Genomic DNA, 17,348 nt, shown 5'->3' with positions numbered 1-17,348 from the left:
TTTTAGATCATTTTTGCTCCAAAACCAACAGCATCACAAATATAATGATTTTTCTGACAGAATTTAGAAAGCTCATTTTCAATAAATTGATTCACGTTTTCTTTTTCTTTAAAAGGATATAAAACATGCACGTTTGCACCAGCATCTAATGTAAAACAAATATTACTGTTTTGTTCTTTTCGATATTCCCAAATTTTATTGATAATCTCTAAGGTGTTTGGTTTCATCAAAATAAAATACGGATTGCTGGTCAACATCATAGCATGCAATGTTAAAGCTTCACTTTCTACTAAACTGATAAACTCTTTTAGGTTTCCTTCTTGAAGTATTTTAGACATCTTACCCAAATTTTCATTGGCTTGTACAAAACGACTTTCTGCATAAGGATGATTGTGCATTAAGTTATGCCCAACTGTACTTGATACTTGTTTTTCGCCTTTATCTACCAATAAAATTGCATCTTGATAATTCTCAAAAATTGGATGTACTTGATATGGAAATTGCACACCAAATAAATCTGAGCTTCCTTCAATTTCTGGATGTTTTCCCCAAACAACTAAAGGGCCTTCTATACTTCTACTTGCAGATCCAGAACCTAACCTTGCTAAAAAAGATGCTTTTTTGTTGATATATTCGTCAGACAATCCTGAGATAATTTCATTTTCTAAACTTAGTAAACATCTTGCAATAGCACTTAAACCGCTTGCAGAAGAAGCTATTCCACTTGAATGCGGAAAAGAATTCTCTGAATTAATTGTCATTTTATAATCAAAAATATAAGGACAATATTCTTGAATTCTTTTAAAGAATTCTGCAATTTTTGGTTTAAATTCTTCTTTTTCTTTGCCCTCGAAAAACAAATCAAAAATAACACGTCTGTCTTTGGTCAGTTTTCGTTCAAATTGTATTGTAGTTATTGTATGGCAATTGTTTAGCGTAAAACTAATGGATGCATTTTTTGGTATTTGCGGATTGCTTTTTCCCCAATATTTTACCAAAGCAATGTTGCTTGGAGTTTGCCAAGTATAACTGGTTTTGTCAACAAATTTTAAATCGGATTTTACTAAAAATTGATCTGTATTCAAGGTCTGAAAATTTATGACAAAGATAAAGTTTCAACTACACTTCTGCTAATTTTTGCAAAACGCTTTCTTTATAACTCCTACTTATGGGCAGGGCTTTTTTATCAATTTCAATAAATTCGTTGGTGTAAGAAGTAATTTTATCAAAAGAAACAATATAAGATCTATGAATTCTAATAAATGATTTACCCTCTAATTTTTGCTCTAAATTAGAAATGGTTTCTCTGGTTATAATACTCTTTTTTGATGTAAATATTTTTACATAATCACTTAAACTTTCGATGTATAAAATGGATTCAAAATCAATTTTTACCATTTTTCTGTCTGCTCTTACAAACATAAAATGGTTGTTGTTTTTTGAATCTTTTATAGGGTTCACTTTCTCTACAGCTGCCAAAAAACGATCATAAGAAATCGGTTTTAACAAATAATCTGCCGCCATTAAATCGAAACCATCTACAGCATAATCTCTATAAGCTGTTGTAAAAATAATTTGTGCTTTTTTATTGATGATTTTTGCCAAGCTTAACCCAGATATTTCTGGCATATTAATGTCTAAAAAATACACATCAACTTCGTTTTCTTGCATAAAAACCAAGGCTTCTGAAGCATTTTTACAACTTTTTATTAATTGTAAATTAGCAGTTTTTTCTATGTAAGAAGCTAAGATTTCTCTTGCCATTGGTTCATCATCAACAATAACACATCTCATTTTATGCTTCATTTTTTATGGGTATTTTTAAATCGATAATAAACAAATTTTCATCCTCAGTAATTTTTAAAAAACCATATTTACCATACAACATGTCTAATCTTTTTTTAATGTTTTGCAAACCAATTCCTTTTTTTGAACGGACTTTTTGTTTGGCTGAATTTTCGACATTAAAACATATAAATTTATCATCAACCTGTAAACTAATATTCACTTTTAATCTACCATCAATTTGCGATCCATGTTTAAATGCATTTTCTACAAATGGTAATAATAACATAGGTGGTATCTGCAATGCATCATCAAAATTATCTTTAATAATAGCAATCTCTACACTATCTTGAAATCTACTTTTTTCTAGCATTATGTAATCTTCTATATGATTGATTTCATCCTTTAAAAATACAAAAGGTTTTTCTACTTGATATAAAATATAATCTAACAGACTCGATAATTTTAAAATCATTTCTGGAGCTTGATCCGATTTTTTTAAAGCAAAACCATACAAGGTATTTAATGTATTGAACAAAAAATGTGGGTGAATTTGCATCTTTAAAAACCTCAACTCTTGTTCTTTTAGTTCGAGTTGCGTTTGAAGAAATCTGTTTTCTAATGCTTTTTTTTCTTCTATTGATTGATAATTGTGTTTTAGAATTTTAAATCCGCCTGCAAGCGCAATAATGAGCAAGCTACAAACTATAATTACTCCTGAATTTTTAGTTAAACCTGGCATTTTCTGAAATTCTAAATTGTAGAAAAACACAAAGCCAAAAACCACTGTCATTAACACTGCACAGGCTATAAATACAAGTGCATAAAAAACATATAACACAAATGATTTGTATTTTTTTGTAAGTAAAAAATCAGGAATTAATTGATAAACAACCACATAAGACGCAGCTATGGTAATGACGCTTAAAATTGTAGAAAACCAAAAAATAAAATTTTTATTCTCTGAACCCACACTAAAAAACACAAAGAAAAAGAACCAAACCACTAACCAAAACAACAGGTGCAAAGGAATCTTTTTTAACGTTCGGTTTATGTGATGCTTCATCTTACAAAGTAACTATTATTAATTTCTATACACTTTAAATATAGATGAATTTTAGTTTTAAACCCCTATTCTACCAAATTAAAGCTGTTTTTGAATCTCTATAGAATTTCTGCTAAATCCTTTTAAAAATCGGTTACTGGTCGCATTATAAAATATTGCTTAGCTTTAACAAATACTTTAGCAGCATAATTATAAAAACTTTATTATGAATTTTATTATGGATGGTGGACCAATTTTTATGGTTCCTTTATTAACTTTAATGATTGTTATTATTATTTTATTTGCAAAAGGATTAAAAAATAACACAGAAAAAACTCACAAACTCATTAATTCTTTAGCATTATTTTCCTTCGTATTTGGAGTTTTAGGTTTTGTAATTGGTATGTTAGGAGCTCTAGACGATATATCTCACGCAAATAATATTGCACCTCAAGTTTTAGCTGGTGGATTTAAAATCGGCTTACTTTCCCCTACTTTTGGAATGGTGATTTTTTTAATAGGAAAATTGTTTACTATTATTTTGACTTCGATGAAAAAGTAAAATCAATTTATTCTTTTCATTAAAAAGCATCGTTTCTAAAATTTAGAAATGATGCTTTTTTGTTTGTATTTTTGTAAAAATGAAAAACAAACAAGTTTTTTTATTATTGAATGGAGAAACTCCAAACAAAGTTCCAGATATATCAAAATATGATATCATTTGTGCAACAGATGGCGCTTATCAATATTTAAAACAAAACAATATTGTGCCAAATTTTATTAGTGGCGATTTTGATTCGATAGACGATCTGCCAACTGATATAGAAATAATTCATACCCCAAATCAAGATTTTACAGATTTTGATAAAATTCTTCAAATTTTATTCGACAAAGACTTTACTCAGATTGATGTTTATGGTGCAAGTGGTAAAGAACAAGATCATTTTTTAGGAAACTTACACACAGCAATTCAATGGAAAAATGAGTTAAATCTTACTTTTTTTGATGAATATAGCCGTTTTTTTTTAGCAGATAAAAATACAGAAATCAATAACTGTAAAGGCAAAATAGTTTCTTTAATCCCTTTTCATCAAGCTATAAATATTACTACAAAAGGCCTACAATATCCGTTAAAAAATGAAGATTTAACTCTTGGTAATAGAATAGGAACTCGTAATAAATCCATAGAAGACAAAGTAATTATTACTTATAAAACTGGCAATTTATTTATTTTTATCAACCATAAATAACAACAAAATGAATAGAAAAATAAAATTATTATGGGACTTTAGAGGTCCTGATGCAAAAGAAACTGCAAAACATCACACTATTCATTTAAAAGAATTTGCAACAATTGAAAATTTAGCTTTTCATGAAATTGATATTCAAGAAAAAAATGAAATGTTATTTTCTGCTTTTATTACAGTTGATGAACAAGACATGAAAATTTATAGAGATGCATTAAAACCTCAACGTGGAGAAATTGGATAAAATAAAACTATTTTAAAATTTCGTTAAAACAACACAGCTTAAAATAAAATTAAGGCTTAATCATTTTAATTGAGGTTTACAGTAATCACAAAACCAATTTTTGTTTGAAACTAAAATTTAAAGAGTTATTTTAGCTCGATAAATTTAGCAAAAAACTAAGCTTTAAAATACTAGTAAATTACACAAAACAAAAAAGTGTAATCCTAAAAAATCAAACTACTATCCTAAAACAATTAAAATGCAATCAAAACTTAGTAAAACTAATTTTCCTAAAATTGTATGTTTATCATTCTTAATATTGTTTCTTGTTTTGGCTGGATGTTCCTCCAAACAAACCAATCAAGAATACAAGTACACCTCACAAGTATATCAAACTTCTTATGCTGGTGATAATCTAAAATTAATAAATACCAACAATCTTAAGACAACTGATAAAGAAATAAAAAAAGTAACTTTAGAATTACTTCCTAATAAAGAATTTCAAAAATATTATGGTTTCGGAGCTTCATTTACAGAATCTTCTGCATGGAATTTAGCTGCAATTCCTGTTAATCTTCGTAAAGAGGTACTTACCAAAATGTTTAGTCCAACAGAAGGTGCTGGCTTTTCTTTAACTAGAACTCATATAAACAGTAGCGATTATTCTAACACTCATTACACTTACATAGAAGAAGGTGATGAAGATTTATCAACGTTTAGTTTAAACGAAGATTTAAAAGGATTTTCTGGAGATGAAAACGAACAAGTTAAAAACATTGAGTTAGTTGATGCTACTTACGATCTTATTCCTATGATTTTAGAAGCTTCTAAAATTCCTGGAGCAGATTTTAAAATAATTGCATCTCCATGGAGCCCTCCTTCTTGGATGAAATCTGGTGAAACAAGTACAATGACAAATGGTAGTTTATTACCTAAATACTATCCTGTTTGGGCAAAATATTTATCAAAATATGTAAGCGCATATAAGGAAAAAGGAATTAATATTTGGGCAATTACCCCACAGAATGAACCACTTCATTATCATGAAGCTAGATGGGACAGTAATGGTTTTACACCAGAACAAGGTCGTGATTTTTTAAAAGACCATTTAGGGCCACAACTAGTTAAAGATGGTCTTCTTAATACAGACGATTTAAACGCTGGTCTTAAAGTGTTAATTTACGATCATAATAAATCTGTGATGAATGATTACGTAAATCCAACATATTCTGATCCTGAAGCTGCAAAATATGCTTGGGGAACAGGATTTCATTGGTACGCAAATTCTGAATTAAATGAAAATAATTTTTATGCTGAAGAACTAGATAAATTACAGAAGAACTGGCCTCAAAAAGCTATGATTCATACAGAGTCTAGTATAGATATTGATGACAAAGAACCTATTGATCAATATTTTAGAAAAAGTACAGATTATGCAGGTACTTTTGTTCCTTTTGAAACCTATGCTTATGATATTATTACCGATTTAAATCATGGTACACAAGGATATGTAGAATGGTGTAGTATTTTAAGCCATAAAGGTCAACCAAATCCTTATGATAATTTTAATAGTGCTCCTATTTTAATAAACCCAGAAACGGATGAAGTAATTTATACGCCTTTGTATTATTTATTAAGTCACTTTAGTAAATTTATTCGTCCAGATGCTGTAAGAATTGACTTAAATGGAAATACGATAGATGGATTAATTTATACGGCTGCAAAAAATACAGATGGTTCTATTGCAATTGTAGTTTTCAATAATAATGATGAAGAAACTGAATTATCTTTTAAAATTGAGGATGAAACATACATTTTTACAATAACAAAAAAAGCGATGCAAACTATTGAATTAAAAAAGAAGCCAAGTGCAAAATAAATCTATTCTTGTTCTATATTTAAATGAAAATCGATTAAATTCCTGCCTTTTAGCATTATGTAAACCGCTTTAAGGTTAATAATTTATTTTCGTTTATTAAATTTTTTTCTTCAGCTCTAACCTTACTAGACTTCATATCAATGAATATATCGCATAAAATATAAGTAGTTTATCCGATTATATTTTGCATAAAAACAAATGCTGTAAAAAATAAAATTGTTTTCTTCTTTTGTTTGATATTAATTCTTAAATGTATGGAAATTTAAGTAGATTGCTCCTTTAAATATTTCAATTTTAAATGAAAAACGTAGTAATTACTGGTACAAGTAGAGGGATTGGTTTTGAATTGGCAAAGTTATTTGCAAATAACAACCATAACGTGTTAGCACTTTCTAGAAATACAAAACCTTTAGAAACAGAAAACCATAAAAATATTAAAGTACTTTCTGTTGATATTTCTAACAGTACTGATTTAGAAAAAGTTTCTAATTTCATTAAAAACAACTGGAAACAAGTTGATATTTTAATTAATAACGCAGGTAAATTAATCAATAAACCTTTTACAGAATTAACTTCGGAAGATTTTTTAGAAGTCTATAAAGTGAACGTTTTTGGAGTTGCAGAAATCACTAAAAATTTAATTCCGTTTTTACAAAAAGGAAGCCATGTTGTTACCATAAGTTCTATGGGTGGAATTCAAGGAAGCATGAAATTTCCAGGTTTAGCTGCTTATTCATCCGCAAAAGGAGCTGTTATCACTTTATCAGAATTATTAGCAGAAGAATACAAAGAACAACAAATTGCTTTTAATGTTTTGGCTTTAGGTGCTGTACAAACTGAAATGTTAGCAGAAGCATTTCCTGATTATAAAGCACCACTTTCTGCTACAGAAATGGCTAATTATATTTTTGATTTCTCTTTAACAGGAAATCAATTTTATAATGGTAAAGTATTACAAGTTTCTAACTCAACACCATAAGAGAAATTTATTAAAATTGAGTAATAGCTACCACAATTACATACCTCAAAAAGCAATTCCTTTTGTTCAATTTTTAATTGATAAACATTCTTTTGATTTATTTATCGTAAAACAACGTCAAACAAAACATGGCGATTTCAGAAAATTACCCAATGGTAAATTTCAAATTACAGTAAATAATAATCTAAATAAGCATCAATTTTTATTAACTCTAGTCCATGAAATTGCACATCATGTTACCCATCAAAAATTTGGAAGAGTACAACCTCATGGAAAAGAATGGAAAACAGTTTTTCAGCATTTAATGTTACCCTTTTTAAGGCCTGACATTTACCCTGTTATCATGTTAAATCATTTGGCTAATTATTTAAAAAATCCTAAAGCAAGTACAGATTCTGATGTAAATTTATCTTTAGCGTTAAGAGAAAACAAACCAGAAATAGGTAAACATTTTATATTCGAAATTCCTGTTGGTAGTTTATTTAATTTTAAAAATGTGGTTTACAAACGAGGTAATAAACGAAGAACAAGAATTGAATGCTTAAATACTACGAATAAAAGAGTGTATTTATTCAATCAGAATGTAGAAATAGAGTTGTTAAAATAAATTTAGCTTATTCTCTTTTAATAAATAAAGTATCTAATTTCATTTCTGATTGAAGCCAGCTTCTTAGTTCTCTTTCTTTAGGTGATATAATACTGTCTGGCAACCTCAAATTCCATTTTATTGTTGCCACAGGAATTGTATCTATTTTAATAAAATCTTTTGATGACAATACACTCGCAAAACCTATAGCTTCAATATCAGAATATCTAATTTTTGCATCTTTAGCAATACTACTAAATGCAACTACATTTTGATTTTTATTTAAAGCATCTTGCTCTATTCTATTATTTAATGTAGAAATGGTTTCTTTTAAATCAGTAATTTCTTTCTGTAAACCATCAATTATATTTTTACTCTGTTGCAACTCTTCTCTGTTTTCTTTGTACGCAGAAGAAATTAAATCGAAAGTTTTGGTATCACTTCCTTTTATTTTTATAGCAAAGTCTTTTATTTTACTATATTCTTGTTTGTTAAGTTGATTTTTTAATAGATTTCTTTCTCCTTCTGTAACCTCATTAAAAAAACTTAATTTTAGTATTTTTTCATTAGCATCATAAGAGTTTTCTATAAGCTGAAAGTTATCTATAGCTTTAATTTCATTTTTAACAAAAGAATTTACTTGCAACTTTATTTGACTTTCTTTAAATACAGTTAAAAAAGTAAATATTGCAGGTATCATTACTGCAACACCAACAATAGTTGCAATAGTTGCATATCTTTTTCTTTTTGCTGTATTTGCATATTTATGCATTGGAAAATTCAGCATTTTTAATACTATAAATGCTGCTAAAGCAATAAAAATCGTGTTAATAGTAAATAGATATAAAGCACCAAAAAAGTAAGGGAAATTACCTTTTGCTAAACCATAACCTGCAGTACATAAAGGAGGCATTAAAGCTGTTGCAATTGCAACACCAAAAATTACAGAAGCTATTGTCCCTTTTTTTGTTCTTGCTACCATTAATGCTAAACCTCCAAAAAATGCTATTAAAACATCTCTAATATCTGGACTAACTCTACCTAATAACTCAGAAGTATCTTCACTTAAAGGAAAAAAGTAAAAAAACATAAATGAAGCAAAAAGACTCAAACCAATCATAATACCTAAATTGGAAAGAGATTTCTTAAATGTATCTATATCATTTAACGCAAAAGACATCCCTAAACCTAAAATAGGCCCCATTAATGGAGATATAAGCATGGCACCAATAACAACAGCAGTAGAATCTGCATTTAAACCTATAGAAGCTACAAAAACTGCAAAAATTAAAATCCAAGCTGTAGCTCCTTTAAAAGGGATATCTGCTTTAATTGCATCTATTGTTGCTGTATGATCTGTATCTTCTCTAAAATCAAAAAGCTCCATTAAAAAACTACTTATACTTTCTAAAGGGCTAGCTATTTTTTCTTTTTCAGTTGATTTATTTTCCGAATTTTCTTGCATTGATATAAATTGAATACTTTGGAAAGATACAAAAAAGTAGAATTATTTTTTGTATTAATAAAAAAGATATAAAAACAAAAAAACTCTGCAAAATACTGCAGAGTTTTTATAATTTTCTGTGACCGGGCTGGGGCTCGAACCCAGGACCCTCTCCTTAAAAGGGAGATGCTCTACCAACTGAGCTACCAGGTCAATTATTTTTTCCTTTTAGCGGGTGCAAATATATAAGTTATTTTCAATAAAACAAATCTATTTTTAATTTATTTCATTTAAATATGCTTCTCTAACTTTCTTGAATAAATTAGAAGAATAAACAAATTTCACAACAGACTCATTATCAGTTTTAAAAATCTCTTTATTACTTCCTTCCCATGCTTTTGTTCCATTTTTAAGAAATAATATTTTTTCTCCAATTTCCATTACAGAATTCATATCATGAGTATTTATTACAGTTGTAATTTTATATTCATCTGTAATTTCTTGTATCAAATTATCAATTACTATGGCTGTTTCAGGGTCTAAACCAGAATTTGGTTCATCACAAAACAAATATTTTGGGTTCATTACAATTGCTCTTGCTATCGCAACTCGTTTTTGCATACCTCCAGATAATTCTCCTGGTAATTTTTTATTTGAGTTATCTAAGTTTACCCTTTGTAAAACAAAATTTACTCGATCTAACATTTCTGAAAGTGGTTGTTTGGTAAACATTTTTAAAGGAAACATAACATTTTCCTCTACAGTTTGAGAGTCAAATAAAGCACTTCCTTGAAAAACCATACCAATTTCTTGCCTCCATTGTCTTTTCCCTTCAATTGTAAATTCTGTATTTACTCTACCATCAAAAGAAATTGTGCCTTCTTCTGGTTGATGCAAACCAATTAAAGTTTTTAGAAAAACTGTTTTTCCAGAACCACTTTGCCCAATAATTAGACTTGTTTTTCCTGGATGAAAAGAGGTAGTAATTCCTTTTAAAACTTTTACATCTCCAAAACCTTTATGTAAATTTTTAACTTCTATCATTTATGTAAGCATCATTTGAGTTAAAAAATAATTTGCAATAACTATTAAAATAGTTGTCCAAACAACAGATTGTGTACTTGCTTTACCAACAGCAATAGAACCACCTTTTACATAATAACCATGGTAAGATGGTACAGTTGCAATTAGAAAGGCAAAAACCAAAGTTTTAAGCATTGCATAAAAAATTAAAAACGGTTTAAATTCTGTTTGTAAACCTTCTATATAATCTACACCACTAAATAAATCTGATAATACACCTGCAATCCATCCTCCAAAAAGGCCTAACATCATTCCTAATAAAATTAAAAATGGGTAAAAGAAAACTGTTGCAATTACTTTTGGTAATACTAAATGATTTAATGAGTTTATACCCATAACATCTAGAGCATCTATTTGCTCTGTAACTCTCATAGTACCAATACTAGATGTTATATAAGAGCCTACTTTACCTGCTAAGATAATAGAACAAAAAGTAGGTGCAAACTCTAATATAATAGACCTTTTAGTGGCAAAACCAATTAAAGATTTGGGTATAAATGCACTATCTATATTTAAAGCGGTTTGCAAAGCAATTACACCTCCAATAAAGAAAGAAATAAACATAATAATCCCTAAAGATTTTAAACCTAGTTCTTCAATTTCTTTTAATAAAGATTCATAAAATATTCTGCCTTTCTGAGGTTTTTTAAAAACTTGCTTTAGCATTATAAAATATTTACCAATATGCTCTATATAATTCACAAAATAAATTTTATGCTAAATTAATAAATAACATTTAGACAATATAAAATTACTCGAATCAAAATAAAAATTTAATTATTTTTGCAATAAATAAACATATATACTCTTTATGAAAAATAATATTCTGTTTTTTACTTTTTTCCTTTTACTTTTTATTGGGTGTGAGGTGAAAGAAAAAAAACAAACAAAACCAAAACTTGTAGTGGGAATTGTAATAGATCAAATGCGCTATGACTATTTAACTCGATTCTATGATAGATACAGTGAAAATGGTTTTAAAAGATTATTAAATAATGGATTTTCTTTAGAAAATGCACATTATAACCTAATACCTACATATACAGCTGTTGGTCATTCTTCTATTTATACAGGAACAACACCTTCTAATCACGGAATAATATCTAACAATTGGTATGATAAATTTTTAAAAAAATCTATTTATTGTGTAGATGATGCTAATTATAAAACCATTGGTAATGATAGTAATGATGGTAAAAAATCGCCACACAGAATGTATTCTACAACTGTTACAGATCAATTAAAATTAGCACAAAACATGAATGGTAAAACCATAGGTATTGCCTTAAAAGATAGATCTGCAATTTTACCTGCAGGTCATACAGCAAATGCAGCTTATTGGTATTATGGTAAAGATAAAGGTGATTTTATTTCGTCTTCTTTTTATATTGATGAGTTGCCTAAATGGGTTTTAGACTTTAATGACTCTGATAAAGCTGAAAGTTATGTTAAAACCCCTTGGGAAACTTTATATAATATTGAAACGTATACAAATAGTATTGTTGATGATAATATTTTTGAAGGAAAATTTAAAGGAGAATCTACAAGTACTTTTCCTCATAATATTCCAGAAATTAAAGAAAAAAATGGGAATTTAGATATTTTAAAGGCAATACCTAATGGAAATTCTTTTACTACAGATTTTGCTAAGGCTGCAATTATTGGTGAAAATTTAGGTAAAAATACGCATACTGATTTTTTAGCTGTAAGTTATTCTTCTACAGATTATGTTGGACATCAATTTGGGCCTGCATCAAAAGAAATTGAAGATACATATTTACGTTTAGATAAAGATTTAGCTGACCTATTTTCTTTTTTAGACCAACAAGTTGGAAAAGACAAATACACAATTTTTTTAACAGCAGATCATGCAGCCGTTCATGTACCAGCTTATTTGCAATCTTTAAAAATTCCTGCTCATTATTTAAAAACAAAACAGCTTAGAAATAACATTTTAGCTATTACAGAAAAATATTTTAACTCAAAAGAATTAATCGAAAACGTATCTAACTATCAAGTATTTTTAGATAAAAAGAAAATTGAATCTTTAGGTTTAAATAAAAATAAGGTAGCTGAGAAAATAGCTGAAGAAATTGTAAATTTTGATGGCATTTATAAAGCTGTAACTGCAAAAACATTACAAAGCTCTCATTTTTCTGACGGAATTATGAACTCTTTACAAAATGGATACAATCAAAAATTTTCTGGTGATGTGCTAATGATTCCTTTTCCTGCAACTTTAACTGGTGGAAAAACAGGTACATCTCATGGTTCTGGTTATTCTTATGACACTCACGTTCCTATACTTTTTTATGGAAATGGAATTAAAAAAGGTGTTTCTAAAAAGCGTTATAATATTACAGATATTGCACCTACAATAGCCAACTTACTAAAAATAGAGGCTCCAAATTCATCCTCAGGAAAAATTGTTGAAGAGGCTTTAAAATAAAAAAGTATTATTTTTTTAAGCATCAATTAGGTTCTATTTAAAATGAGAACTTAATTGATGTTTTTTTATGGCTTTATTTGCTAAAAAAATTCCAACTAGTAAAGACAATATTGCTTCTATTATCATACCTGGTATAAAATTAATAAACAAAAAGAAGTCGTAAGCTCCATGAAAAATTGTTGCTGCTACTAAACCTATTAAATTGTTTTGTACTTTTTTATCAGAAAACTTAGATTTCCCCATAAAATAGCCCATTAAAATACCAAAAGTTGCGTGTGCAGGTACAGCTGTAAATGCTCTTAATAAACCTGTTGTAAAACCAAATTGATATACATACATTATGTTTTCTAAGGCTGCAAAACCCATAGAAACCATTACTGCATACACAATACCATCAAAAGGTTCATTAAATTCTTTGTTTTTTTGAGCATAAAATTTCACAATAATATATTTAGAAAACTCCTCTACCAAAGCAACTACAAAAAATGCTTTTACAAATTGTTGAAAAATATTTGTGTAATCTGTTACAGGAAAAATTGCATTGGCAACAGCACCTAAAAGTAATGTTACAAAAACACTAACAATTGCACCTAACAAAAAATTCTTAATTAAGAAATGAATGGGTTCTTTTTCATATTTATCCTTTAGGTAAATAAAAATAACCACAATCATTACTGGTGCAACTGCAAGTAGTAATAACTTCATTTTATTTTAATTTTTAATTGCTTTAGGTAAAAAAACTTCTGCCATCATACAACGTGCACTTCCTCCTCCACAAGTTTCTATGGTATGTAATGAACTAGATATTATATTACAATGATTTTTTATTTTAGCTTTTTGGCTGTCTGTTAAACAATCATTTGCTGCTTGGCTCATTACTAAAAATCGTTCGTTATTTTTGCCTTTAACTTGTAGCATATTACCTGCAAAATGAGTTACTTGTTCTTCTGTAATATCAATAATTTGTTTTTTATCTTCTTTTAAATGCTTTAAAAGGTTTTTACGTTCTTTTTTATCATCTATAGAAGAAAGACAAACTACTGCAAAAGTTTCTGCAACACACATCATAACATTGGTATGATATATTGCTTCTCTTGTATTGTTTACTGTTTGATTTGCTGTAAAAATAACAGGTGTATACTCAAAATCTTCACAAAATTCTATGAATAATTCTTCGTCTGCTCTTGGAGATAATGCACAATATGCTTTTTTATTTTCTCTATCTAAAATCATACTTCCTGTGCCTTCTAGAAAGATATTATCTTCTTCTGCACTTGTATAATCAACAATATTATCTATTAAAAAACCTTGATTTTCTATCTCTTCTAGAATATCTTCTCTTCTTTCTAAACGTCTATTCTCCGCAAACATTGGGTATATTGCAACAGTACCATCAGCATGAAAAGAAATCCAATTGTTAGGAAAAATAGAATCTGGAGTATCAAATTCTTTGTTATCTGAAACTACAACTACATTTACTCCAAAACTTCTTAAAATATCTACATATTCATCAAACTCTTTTTGTGCTTTATAATTAATTTCTGAATTCTTTAAATCAATTTCTTCTTGGTAATAATTATTTACAGCAGTTTGCTCATTCATCCTAAAACTTACAGGACGAACCATTAAGATTGTATTTGTAGTTTGTTGCATATCTATTTTATAAAAAGGGTAAAATTAGGCTTTTTTATGACATAATTTTATCACTTTAAAATAATTTTACTTGCGTCTAAACTTAGAAAATTTTAAATTGTAGGCATTATTATAATACTGACCTAAATAACTAAAAATCAGAATGAAAATTCTAAAAATCATATTCTTATTTTGTTTGATTTCATTTAACTCTTTAACTGCACAAGAAAGTTGTTTGAGTAACAAAAATTTAAAACAAATAGATTTAGCTTGGGAAAAAGCACAATTGAATTCTGATGTTGATTTTTTTGAGAATAACTTGTCTAAAAACTTTGTTTGGACACATAATAACGCAAAAACTATTGACAATAAAGATGCTGTTATTAACAGAGCTAAAAGGTATTTAAAAAATAAAATTAAATACTCTTATTCTAGAACTACTGAGGATGTATCTACTGTTATTTATGGCAAAACAGGCATTGTAAATGGTTTTACAGTTGTTCTAAAAACTAAGGATGCTAAACCAGTAATTTATCATTTTATGAGAACTTATTCTGAAAAAAATGGTAAATGTATCTTGATTGCCAATCACACAATGGCTGTTGATAAAACAAAATGGTAAATTAAATTAATCTCTAATTAATGGCATTGTAGAACAACGCAATAACCCTTCTTGCTTAGCAATTTCTGAATAATTTACTTCTTCTACTATAAAATCTTCTGATCTTAACCAAGTATTTAATCTTGTAAAATTTTTCTCAGAAATAATTACTTCTTCAGAAATAGAAAACACATTACTATTCATGTTATACATTTCGTCTTTAGTAATTTCAAAAACATTTTCTTTTCCGAAAAAATTTATTAACCAGTCGTATTCTTCTTCTATTAAAAATCCATTTTTATGGATGATGGCTTTGTTTTTTCCTATTGGTTGAAAACAGCAATCTAAATGAAGTGCATTGTCTTTAGCAATTGTATTCGACTTTCTTAATTCGAAAGATTTAACTGTTTTATTTGGAAATATTTTTTGTAGTTCTTTTACAGCTTCTAAATTTGTACGTGCTGTAATATAATCTGGATAATCATCTCCTGTATAAGTACCAACAAATATATAATCATTCCAAGGCATAACATCACCTCCTTCTACATGACATTCTTCTGGTAGCTGAATTAAATTATCTGGGTTTATTTGATCTAAAACATGCTGTATTGCTAAATATTCTTTTTCTCTATAAGGTAAAATATTAGCTTTTATTAATTTGTCTTCTATTACAAACGCAATATCTCTAGAAAAAATTTGGTTGTAGTTTTCGATAACGTTTGGTCTAAATACGTTTACATCGTATTTCTTAAAAACAGCTGCAACTTCTTCCATTTCTGGAATCATATCAGACTCACTAGGATAAGTACCTGCTAAAACGTGTTCTATACTCTTAGGGTCATAACAATCTTTAACTTTAGGTGTTTTACCATTGCTATTTGCTATTCCTAAAACTACTGCTCTTAATCTAGACGTTTCGTTATTTACATTTAATTTTATCATAGCATCAAAGCTATAAAAAAAGCTTCATAATTAAATTATGAAGCTTTTAAATTTTTATTAAATAAATACTAAGTATTATCTTTTTTCACATTCAACAAAAGGTCTTTGTGTTTCACCAGTATAAATTTGACGAGGTCTACCTATTGGTTCTTTTTTAAGACGCATTTCTTTCCATTGTGCAATCCAACCTGGTAAACGCCCTAAAGCAAACATTACAGTAAACATCTCTACAGGAATACCCATAGCTCTATAAATAATACCAGAATAGAAATCTACATTTGGATATAATTTTCTATCAACAAAATAAGGATCGTTTAATGCTTCTTGCTCTAAACTTCTTGCAATATCTAAAATAGGGTCATTAACACCTAAATCATTTAAAACTTCATCAGCTGCAACTTTAATAATCTTAGCTCTAGGATCGAAGTTTTTATAAACTCTATGACCAAAGCCCATTAAACGAAAAGGATCGTTTTTATCTTTAGCTTTTGCCATATATTTTTTAGTATCTCCACCATCTGCTTTAATATCTTCTAACATCTCTAATACAGCTTGGTTTGCACCACCATGTAATGGCCCCCAAAGTGCAGAAATACCTGCAGATAAAGAAGCGAATAAACCTGCATGAGATGAACCTACAATTCTTACTGTAGATGTAGAACAGTTTTGTTCATGATCTGCATGTAAAATTAATAATTTATCTAAAGCATTTTTTATTACAGGGTTCATTTTAAACTCTTCATTTGGTTGCTTAAACATTAAATACATAATGTTTTCTACATAGCCCAATGATTTTTTACCATAGTTTAAATGCATTCCTTTTTTCTTACGCATTGTCCAACCAACTAAAACTGGGAATTTACCCATAATTCTAACGATTGCATTATACATATCTTCTCTAGATTCTATATTTACAGAAGCAGGATTAAAAGCTGTTAATGCACTCGTTAAAGAAGAAAGTACACCCATTGGATGAGCATTCTTTGGAAATGCTTCTAAAATCTTTCTCACATCATCATCTACTAAAGAGTGTTCTTTAATATCTGCGTGAAATTTTTCTAATTGTTCTTTATTTGGTAAATCTCCAAATATTAAAGCATAAGCTACTTCTAAAAAATCTGCTTTTTCTGCTAATTCTTCAATAGAATAACCTCTATATCTTAAAATACCTTTTTCTCCATCTAAAAACGTTATAGCGCTTTCACAAGAACCTGTGTTTTTATAACCAGGGTCTATTGTAATTACACCATCAGTTGCTCCTCTTAATGTTTTAATATTAATTGCAACTTCATCTTCTGTTCCTTTAATTAATGGAAACTCGTAAGTTTTATCGGCTATCTGTAATTTAGCAGTTTCTGACATTTAGTAATGATTTTTGTTTTTGCGAATATACCAAAATATAAAGGATTTTGAAAGATGTAACATATAGATTTTCGATATTATCAAATAAGGT

The 17,348-nt window shown here is 28.3% G+C and carries 18 protein-coding genes and 1 tRNA gene; 8 read left to right on the top strand and 11 right to left on the bottom strand.

The genetic code is table 11. The features are described from left to right. Positions 1-2: 2 nt before the first annotated feature. From KO506_RS00765 to KO506_RS00755, 3 genes are read right to left on the bottom strand one after another with little or no spacing between them, the layout of a single operon-like run. Positions 3-1,085, bottom strand: a complete 1,083-nt coding sequence (locus KO506_RS00765; protein WP_215993002.1) for a diphosphomevalonate/mevalonate 3,5-bisphosphate decarboxylase family protein — start codon at positions 1,083-1,085, stop codon at positions 3-5. A 34-nt stretch (positions 1,086-1,119) separates the two neighbouring features. Further along, on the bottom strand, positions 1,120-1,806 hold the full coding sequence (locus KO506_RS00760; RefSeq protein WP_215993001.1) for a LytR/AlgR family response regulator transcription factor: 687 nt from the start codon (positions 1,804-1,806) through the stop codon (positions 1,120-1,122). Continuing rightward, positions 1,796-2,851, bottom strand: coding sequence for a sensor histidine kinase (locus KO506_RS00755; RefSeq protein WP_215993000.1), 1,056 nt, complete (start codon positions 2,849-2,851; stop codon positions 1,796-1,798). Before KO506_RS00755 ends, KO506_RS00760 begins: the two co-directional genes overlap by 11 nt. A gap of 205 nt (positions 2,852-3,056) precedes the next feature. Here KO506_RS00755 and KO506_RS00750 point away from each other — a divergent pair, with 205 nt between their 5' ends. The 6 genes from KO506_RS00750 to KO506_RS00725 all read left to right on the top strand — a co-directional run bounded on the left by KO506_RS00750 (position 3,057) and on the right by KO506_RS00725 (position 7,765). After that, complete coding sequence (locus KO506_RS00750) at positions 3,057-3,392, top strand: MotA/TolQ/ExbB proton channel family protein (RefSeq protein WP_215992999.1); 336 nt, start codon at positions 3,057-3,059, stop codon at positions 3,390-3,392. 79 nt (positions 3,393-3,471) lie between these two features. After that, a complete protein-coding gene (locus KO506_RS00745; RefSeq protein WP_215992998.1) occupies positions 3,472-4,080 on the top strand; it encodes a thiamine diphosphokinase in 609 nt (202 codons plus the stop codon). Positions 4,081-4,087: 7 nt separating this feature from the next. Continuing rightward, the gene (locus KO506_RS00740; protein ID WP_215992997.1) at positions 4,088-4,321 is read left to right on the top strand and encodes a hypothetical protein; all 234 of its coding nucleotides are present in this window, start codon (positions 4,088-4,090) and stop codon (positions 4,319-4,321) included. A 238-nt stretch (positions 4,322-4,559) separates the two neighbouring features. Further along, the gene (locus KO506_RS00735) at positions 4,560-6,179 is read left to right on the top strand and encodes a glycoside hydrolase family 30 protein (protein WP_215992996.1); all 1,620 of its coding nucleotides are present in this window, start codon (positions 4,560-4,562) and stop codon (positions 6,177-6,179) included. A 298-nt stretch (positions 6,180-6,477) separates the two neighbouring features. Continuing rightward, positions 6,478-7,158: an SDR family NAD(P)-dependent oxidoreductase gene (locus KO506_RS00730; protein WP_215992995.1), complete on the top strand. Its 681-nt coding sequence runs from the start codon at positions 6,478-6,480 to the stop codon at positions 7,156-7,158. 16 nt (positions 7,159-7,174) lie between these two features. Next, positions 7,175-7,765, top strand: a complete 591-nt coding sequence (locus KO506_RS00725; protein WP_252726739.1) for a SprT-like domain-containing protein — start codon at positions 7,175-7,177, stop codon at positions 7,763-7,765. 7 nt (positions 7,766-7,772) lie between these two features. Here KO506_RS00725 and KO506_RS00720 read toward each other — a convergent pair whose 3' ends face one another. The 4 genes from KO506_RS00720 to KO506_RS00705 form a co-directional block, all read right to left on the bottom strand. Continuing rightward, positions 7,773-9,209, bottom strand: a complete 1,437-nt coding sequence (locus KO506_RS00720; protein ID WP_215992993.1) for a TIGR00341 family protein — start codon at positions 9,207-9,209, stop codon at positions 7,773-7,775. Positions 9,210-9,328: 119 nt separating this feature from the next. Beyond that, positions 9,329-9,401 (bottom strand) — tRNA-Lys (locus KO506_RS00715). 63 nt (positions 9,402-9,464) lie between these two features. Beyond that, complete coding sequence (locus tag KO506_RS00710) at positions 9,465-10,232, bottom strand: ABC transporter ATP-binding protein (protein WP_215992992.1); 768 nt, start codon at positions 10,230-10,232, stop codon at positions 9,465-9,467. After that, complete coding sequence (locus KO506_RS00705) at positions 10,233-10,973, bottom strand: MlaE family ABC transporter permease (protein WP_215992991.1); 741 nt, start codon at positions 10,971-10,973, stop codon at positions 10,233-10,235. A gap of 109 nt (positions 10,974-11,082) precedes the next feature. Here KO506_RS00705 and pafA point away from each other — a divergent pair, with 109 nt between their 5' ends. Further along, complete coding sequence (gene pafA / locus KO506_RS00700) at positions 11,083-12,720, top strand: alkaline phosphatase PafA (RefSeq protein ID WP_215992990.1); 1,638 nt, start codon at positions 11,083-11,085, stop codon at positions 12,718-12,720. A 33-nt stretch (positions 12,721-12,753) separates the two neighbouring features. Here pafA and KO506_RS00695 read toward each other — a convergent pair whose 3' ends face one another. Further along, on the bottom strand, positions 12,754-13,425 hold the full coding sequence (locus KO506_RS00695) for a PrsW family intramembrane metalloprotease (protein ID WP_215992989.1): 672 nt from the start codon (positions 13,423-13,425) through the stop codon (positions 12,754-12,756). A gap of 6 nt (positions 13,426-13,431) precedes the next feature. Further along, positions 13,432-14,373 (bottom strand): citrulline utilization hydrolase CtlX, encoded by a 942-nt coding sequence (gene ctlX, locus KO506_RS00690; RefSeq protein WP_215992988.1) that lies wholly within the window; start codon positions 14,371-14,373, stop codon positions 13,432-13,434. A gap of 142 nt (positions 14,374-14,515) precedes the next feature. On the opposite strand from ctlX, the gene KO506_RS00685 reads away from it, so the two are divergent. After that, positions 14,516-14,974 carry a nuclear transport factor 2 family protein gene (locus tag KO506_RS00685; protein ID WP_215992987.1) on the top strand — a complete coding sequence of 153 codons (459 nt, stop codon included), beginning with the start codon at positions 14,516-14,518 and terminating at the stop codon, positions 14,972-14,974. A gap of 6 nt (positions 14,975-14,980) precedes the next feature. Here the strand turns inward: KO506_RS00685 and KO506_RS00680 are convergent, their stop codons facing one another. Both KO506_RS00680 and KO506_RS00675 read right to left on the bottom strand, forming a co-directional pair. Continuing rightward, the gene (locus KO506_RS00680; protein WP_215992986.1) at positions 14,981-15,895 is read right to left on the bottom strand and encodes a dimethylarginine dimethylaminohydrolase family protein; all 915 of its coding nucleotides are present in this window, start codon (positions 15,893-15,895) and stop codon (positions 14,981-14,983) included. A gap of 75 nt (positions 15,896-15,970) precedes the next feature. After that, the gene (locus KO506_RS00675) at positions 15,971-17,257 is read right to left on the bottom strand and encodes a citrate synthase (protein ID WP_215992985.1); all 1,287 of its coding nucleotides are present in this window, start codon (positions 17,255-17,257) and stop codon (positions 15,971-15,973) included. Between the last annotated feature and the right edge of the window lie 91 nt (positions 17,258-17,348).

This window comes from Polaribacter vadi, assembly GCF_018861005.1.
Lineage (GTDB): Bacteria > Bacteroidota > Bacteroidia > Flavobacteriales > Flavobacteriaceae > Polaribacter > Polaribacter vadi_A.
The sequence above is the reverse complement of the archived record's forward strand: the minus strand, read 5'-3'. Positions and strand labels throughout refer to the sequence as shown.

Bases quoted from the DNA above. Each gene is read 5' to 3' on its own strand.
- KO506_RS00760 (WP_215993001.1), bottom strand. From the start codon at position 1,806: ATGAAGCATAAAATGAGATGTGTTATTGTTGATGATGAACCAATGGCA.
- KO506_RS00755 (WP_215993000.1), bottom strand. From the start codon at position 2,851: ATGAAGCATCACATAAACCGAACGTTAAAAAAGATTCCTTTGCACCTG.
- KO506_RS00750 (WP_215992999.1), top strand. From the start codon at position 3,057: ATGAATTTTATTATGGATGGTGGACCAATTTTTATGGTTCCTTTATTA.
- KO506_RS00745 (WP_215992998.1), top strand. From the start codon at position 3,472: ATGAAAAACAAACAAGTTTTTTTATTATTGAATGGAGAAACTCCAAAC.
- KO506_RS00740 (WP_215992997.1), top strand. From the start codon at position 4,088: ATGAATAGAAAAATAAAATTATTATGGGACTTTAGAGGTCCTGATGCA.
- KO506_RS00735 (WP_215992996.1), top strand. From the start codon at position 4,560: ATGCAATCAAAACTTAGTAAAACTAATTTTCCTAAAATTGTATGTTTA.
- KO506_RS00730 (WP_215992995.1), top strand. From the start codon at position 6,478: ATGAAAAACGTAGTAATTACTGGTACAAGTAGAGGGATTGGTTTTGAA.
- KO506_RS00720 (WP_215992993.1), bottom strand. From the start codon at position 9,209: ATGCAAGAAAATTCGGAAAATAAATCAACTGAAAAAGAAAAAATAGCT.
- KO506_RS00710 (WP_215992992.1), bottom strand. From the start codon at position 10,232: ATGATAGAAGTTAAAAATTTACATAAAGGTTTTGGAGATGTAAAAGTT.
- pafA (WP_215992990.1), top strand. From the start codon at position 11,083: ATGAAAAATAATATTCTGTTTTTTACTTTTTTCCTTTTACTTTTTATT.
- KO506_RS00695 (WP_215992989.1), bottom strand. From the start codon at position 13,425: ATGAAGTTATTACTACTTGCAGTTGCACCAGTAATGATTGTGGTTATT.
- ctlX (WP_215992988.1), bottom strand. From the start codon at position 14,373: ATGCAACAAACTACAAATACAATCTTAATGGTTCGTCCTGTAAGTTTT.
- KO506_RS00685 (WP_215992987.1), top strand. From the start codon at position 14,516: ATGAAAATTCTAAAAATCATATTCTTATTTTGTTTGATTTCATTTAAC.
- KO506_RS00680 (WP_215992986.1), bottom strand. From the start codon at position 15,895: ATGATAAAATTAAATGTAAATAACGAAACGTCTAGATTAAGAGCAGTA.
- KO506_RS00675 (WP_215992985.1), bottom strand. From the start codon at position 17,257: ATGTCAGAAACTGCTAAATTACAGATAGCCGATAAAACTTACGAGTTT.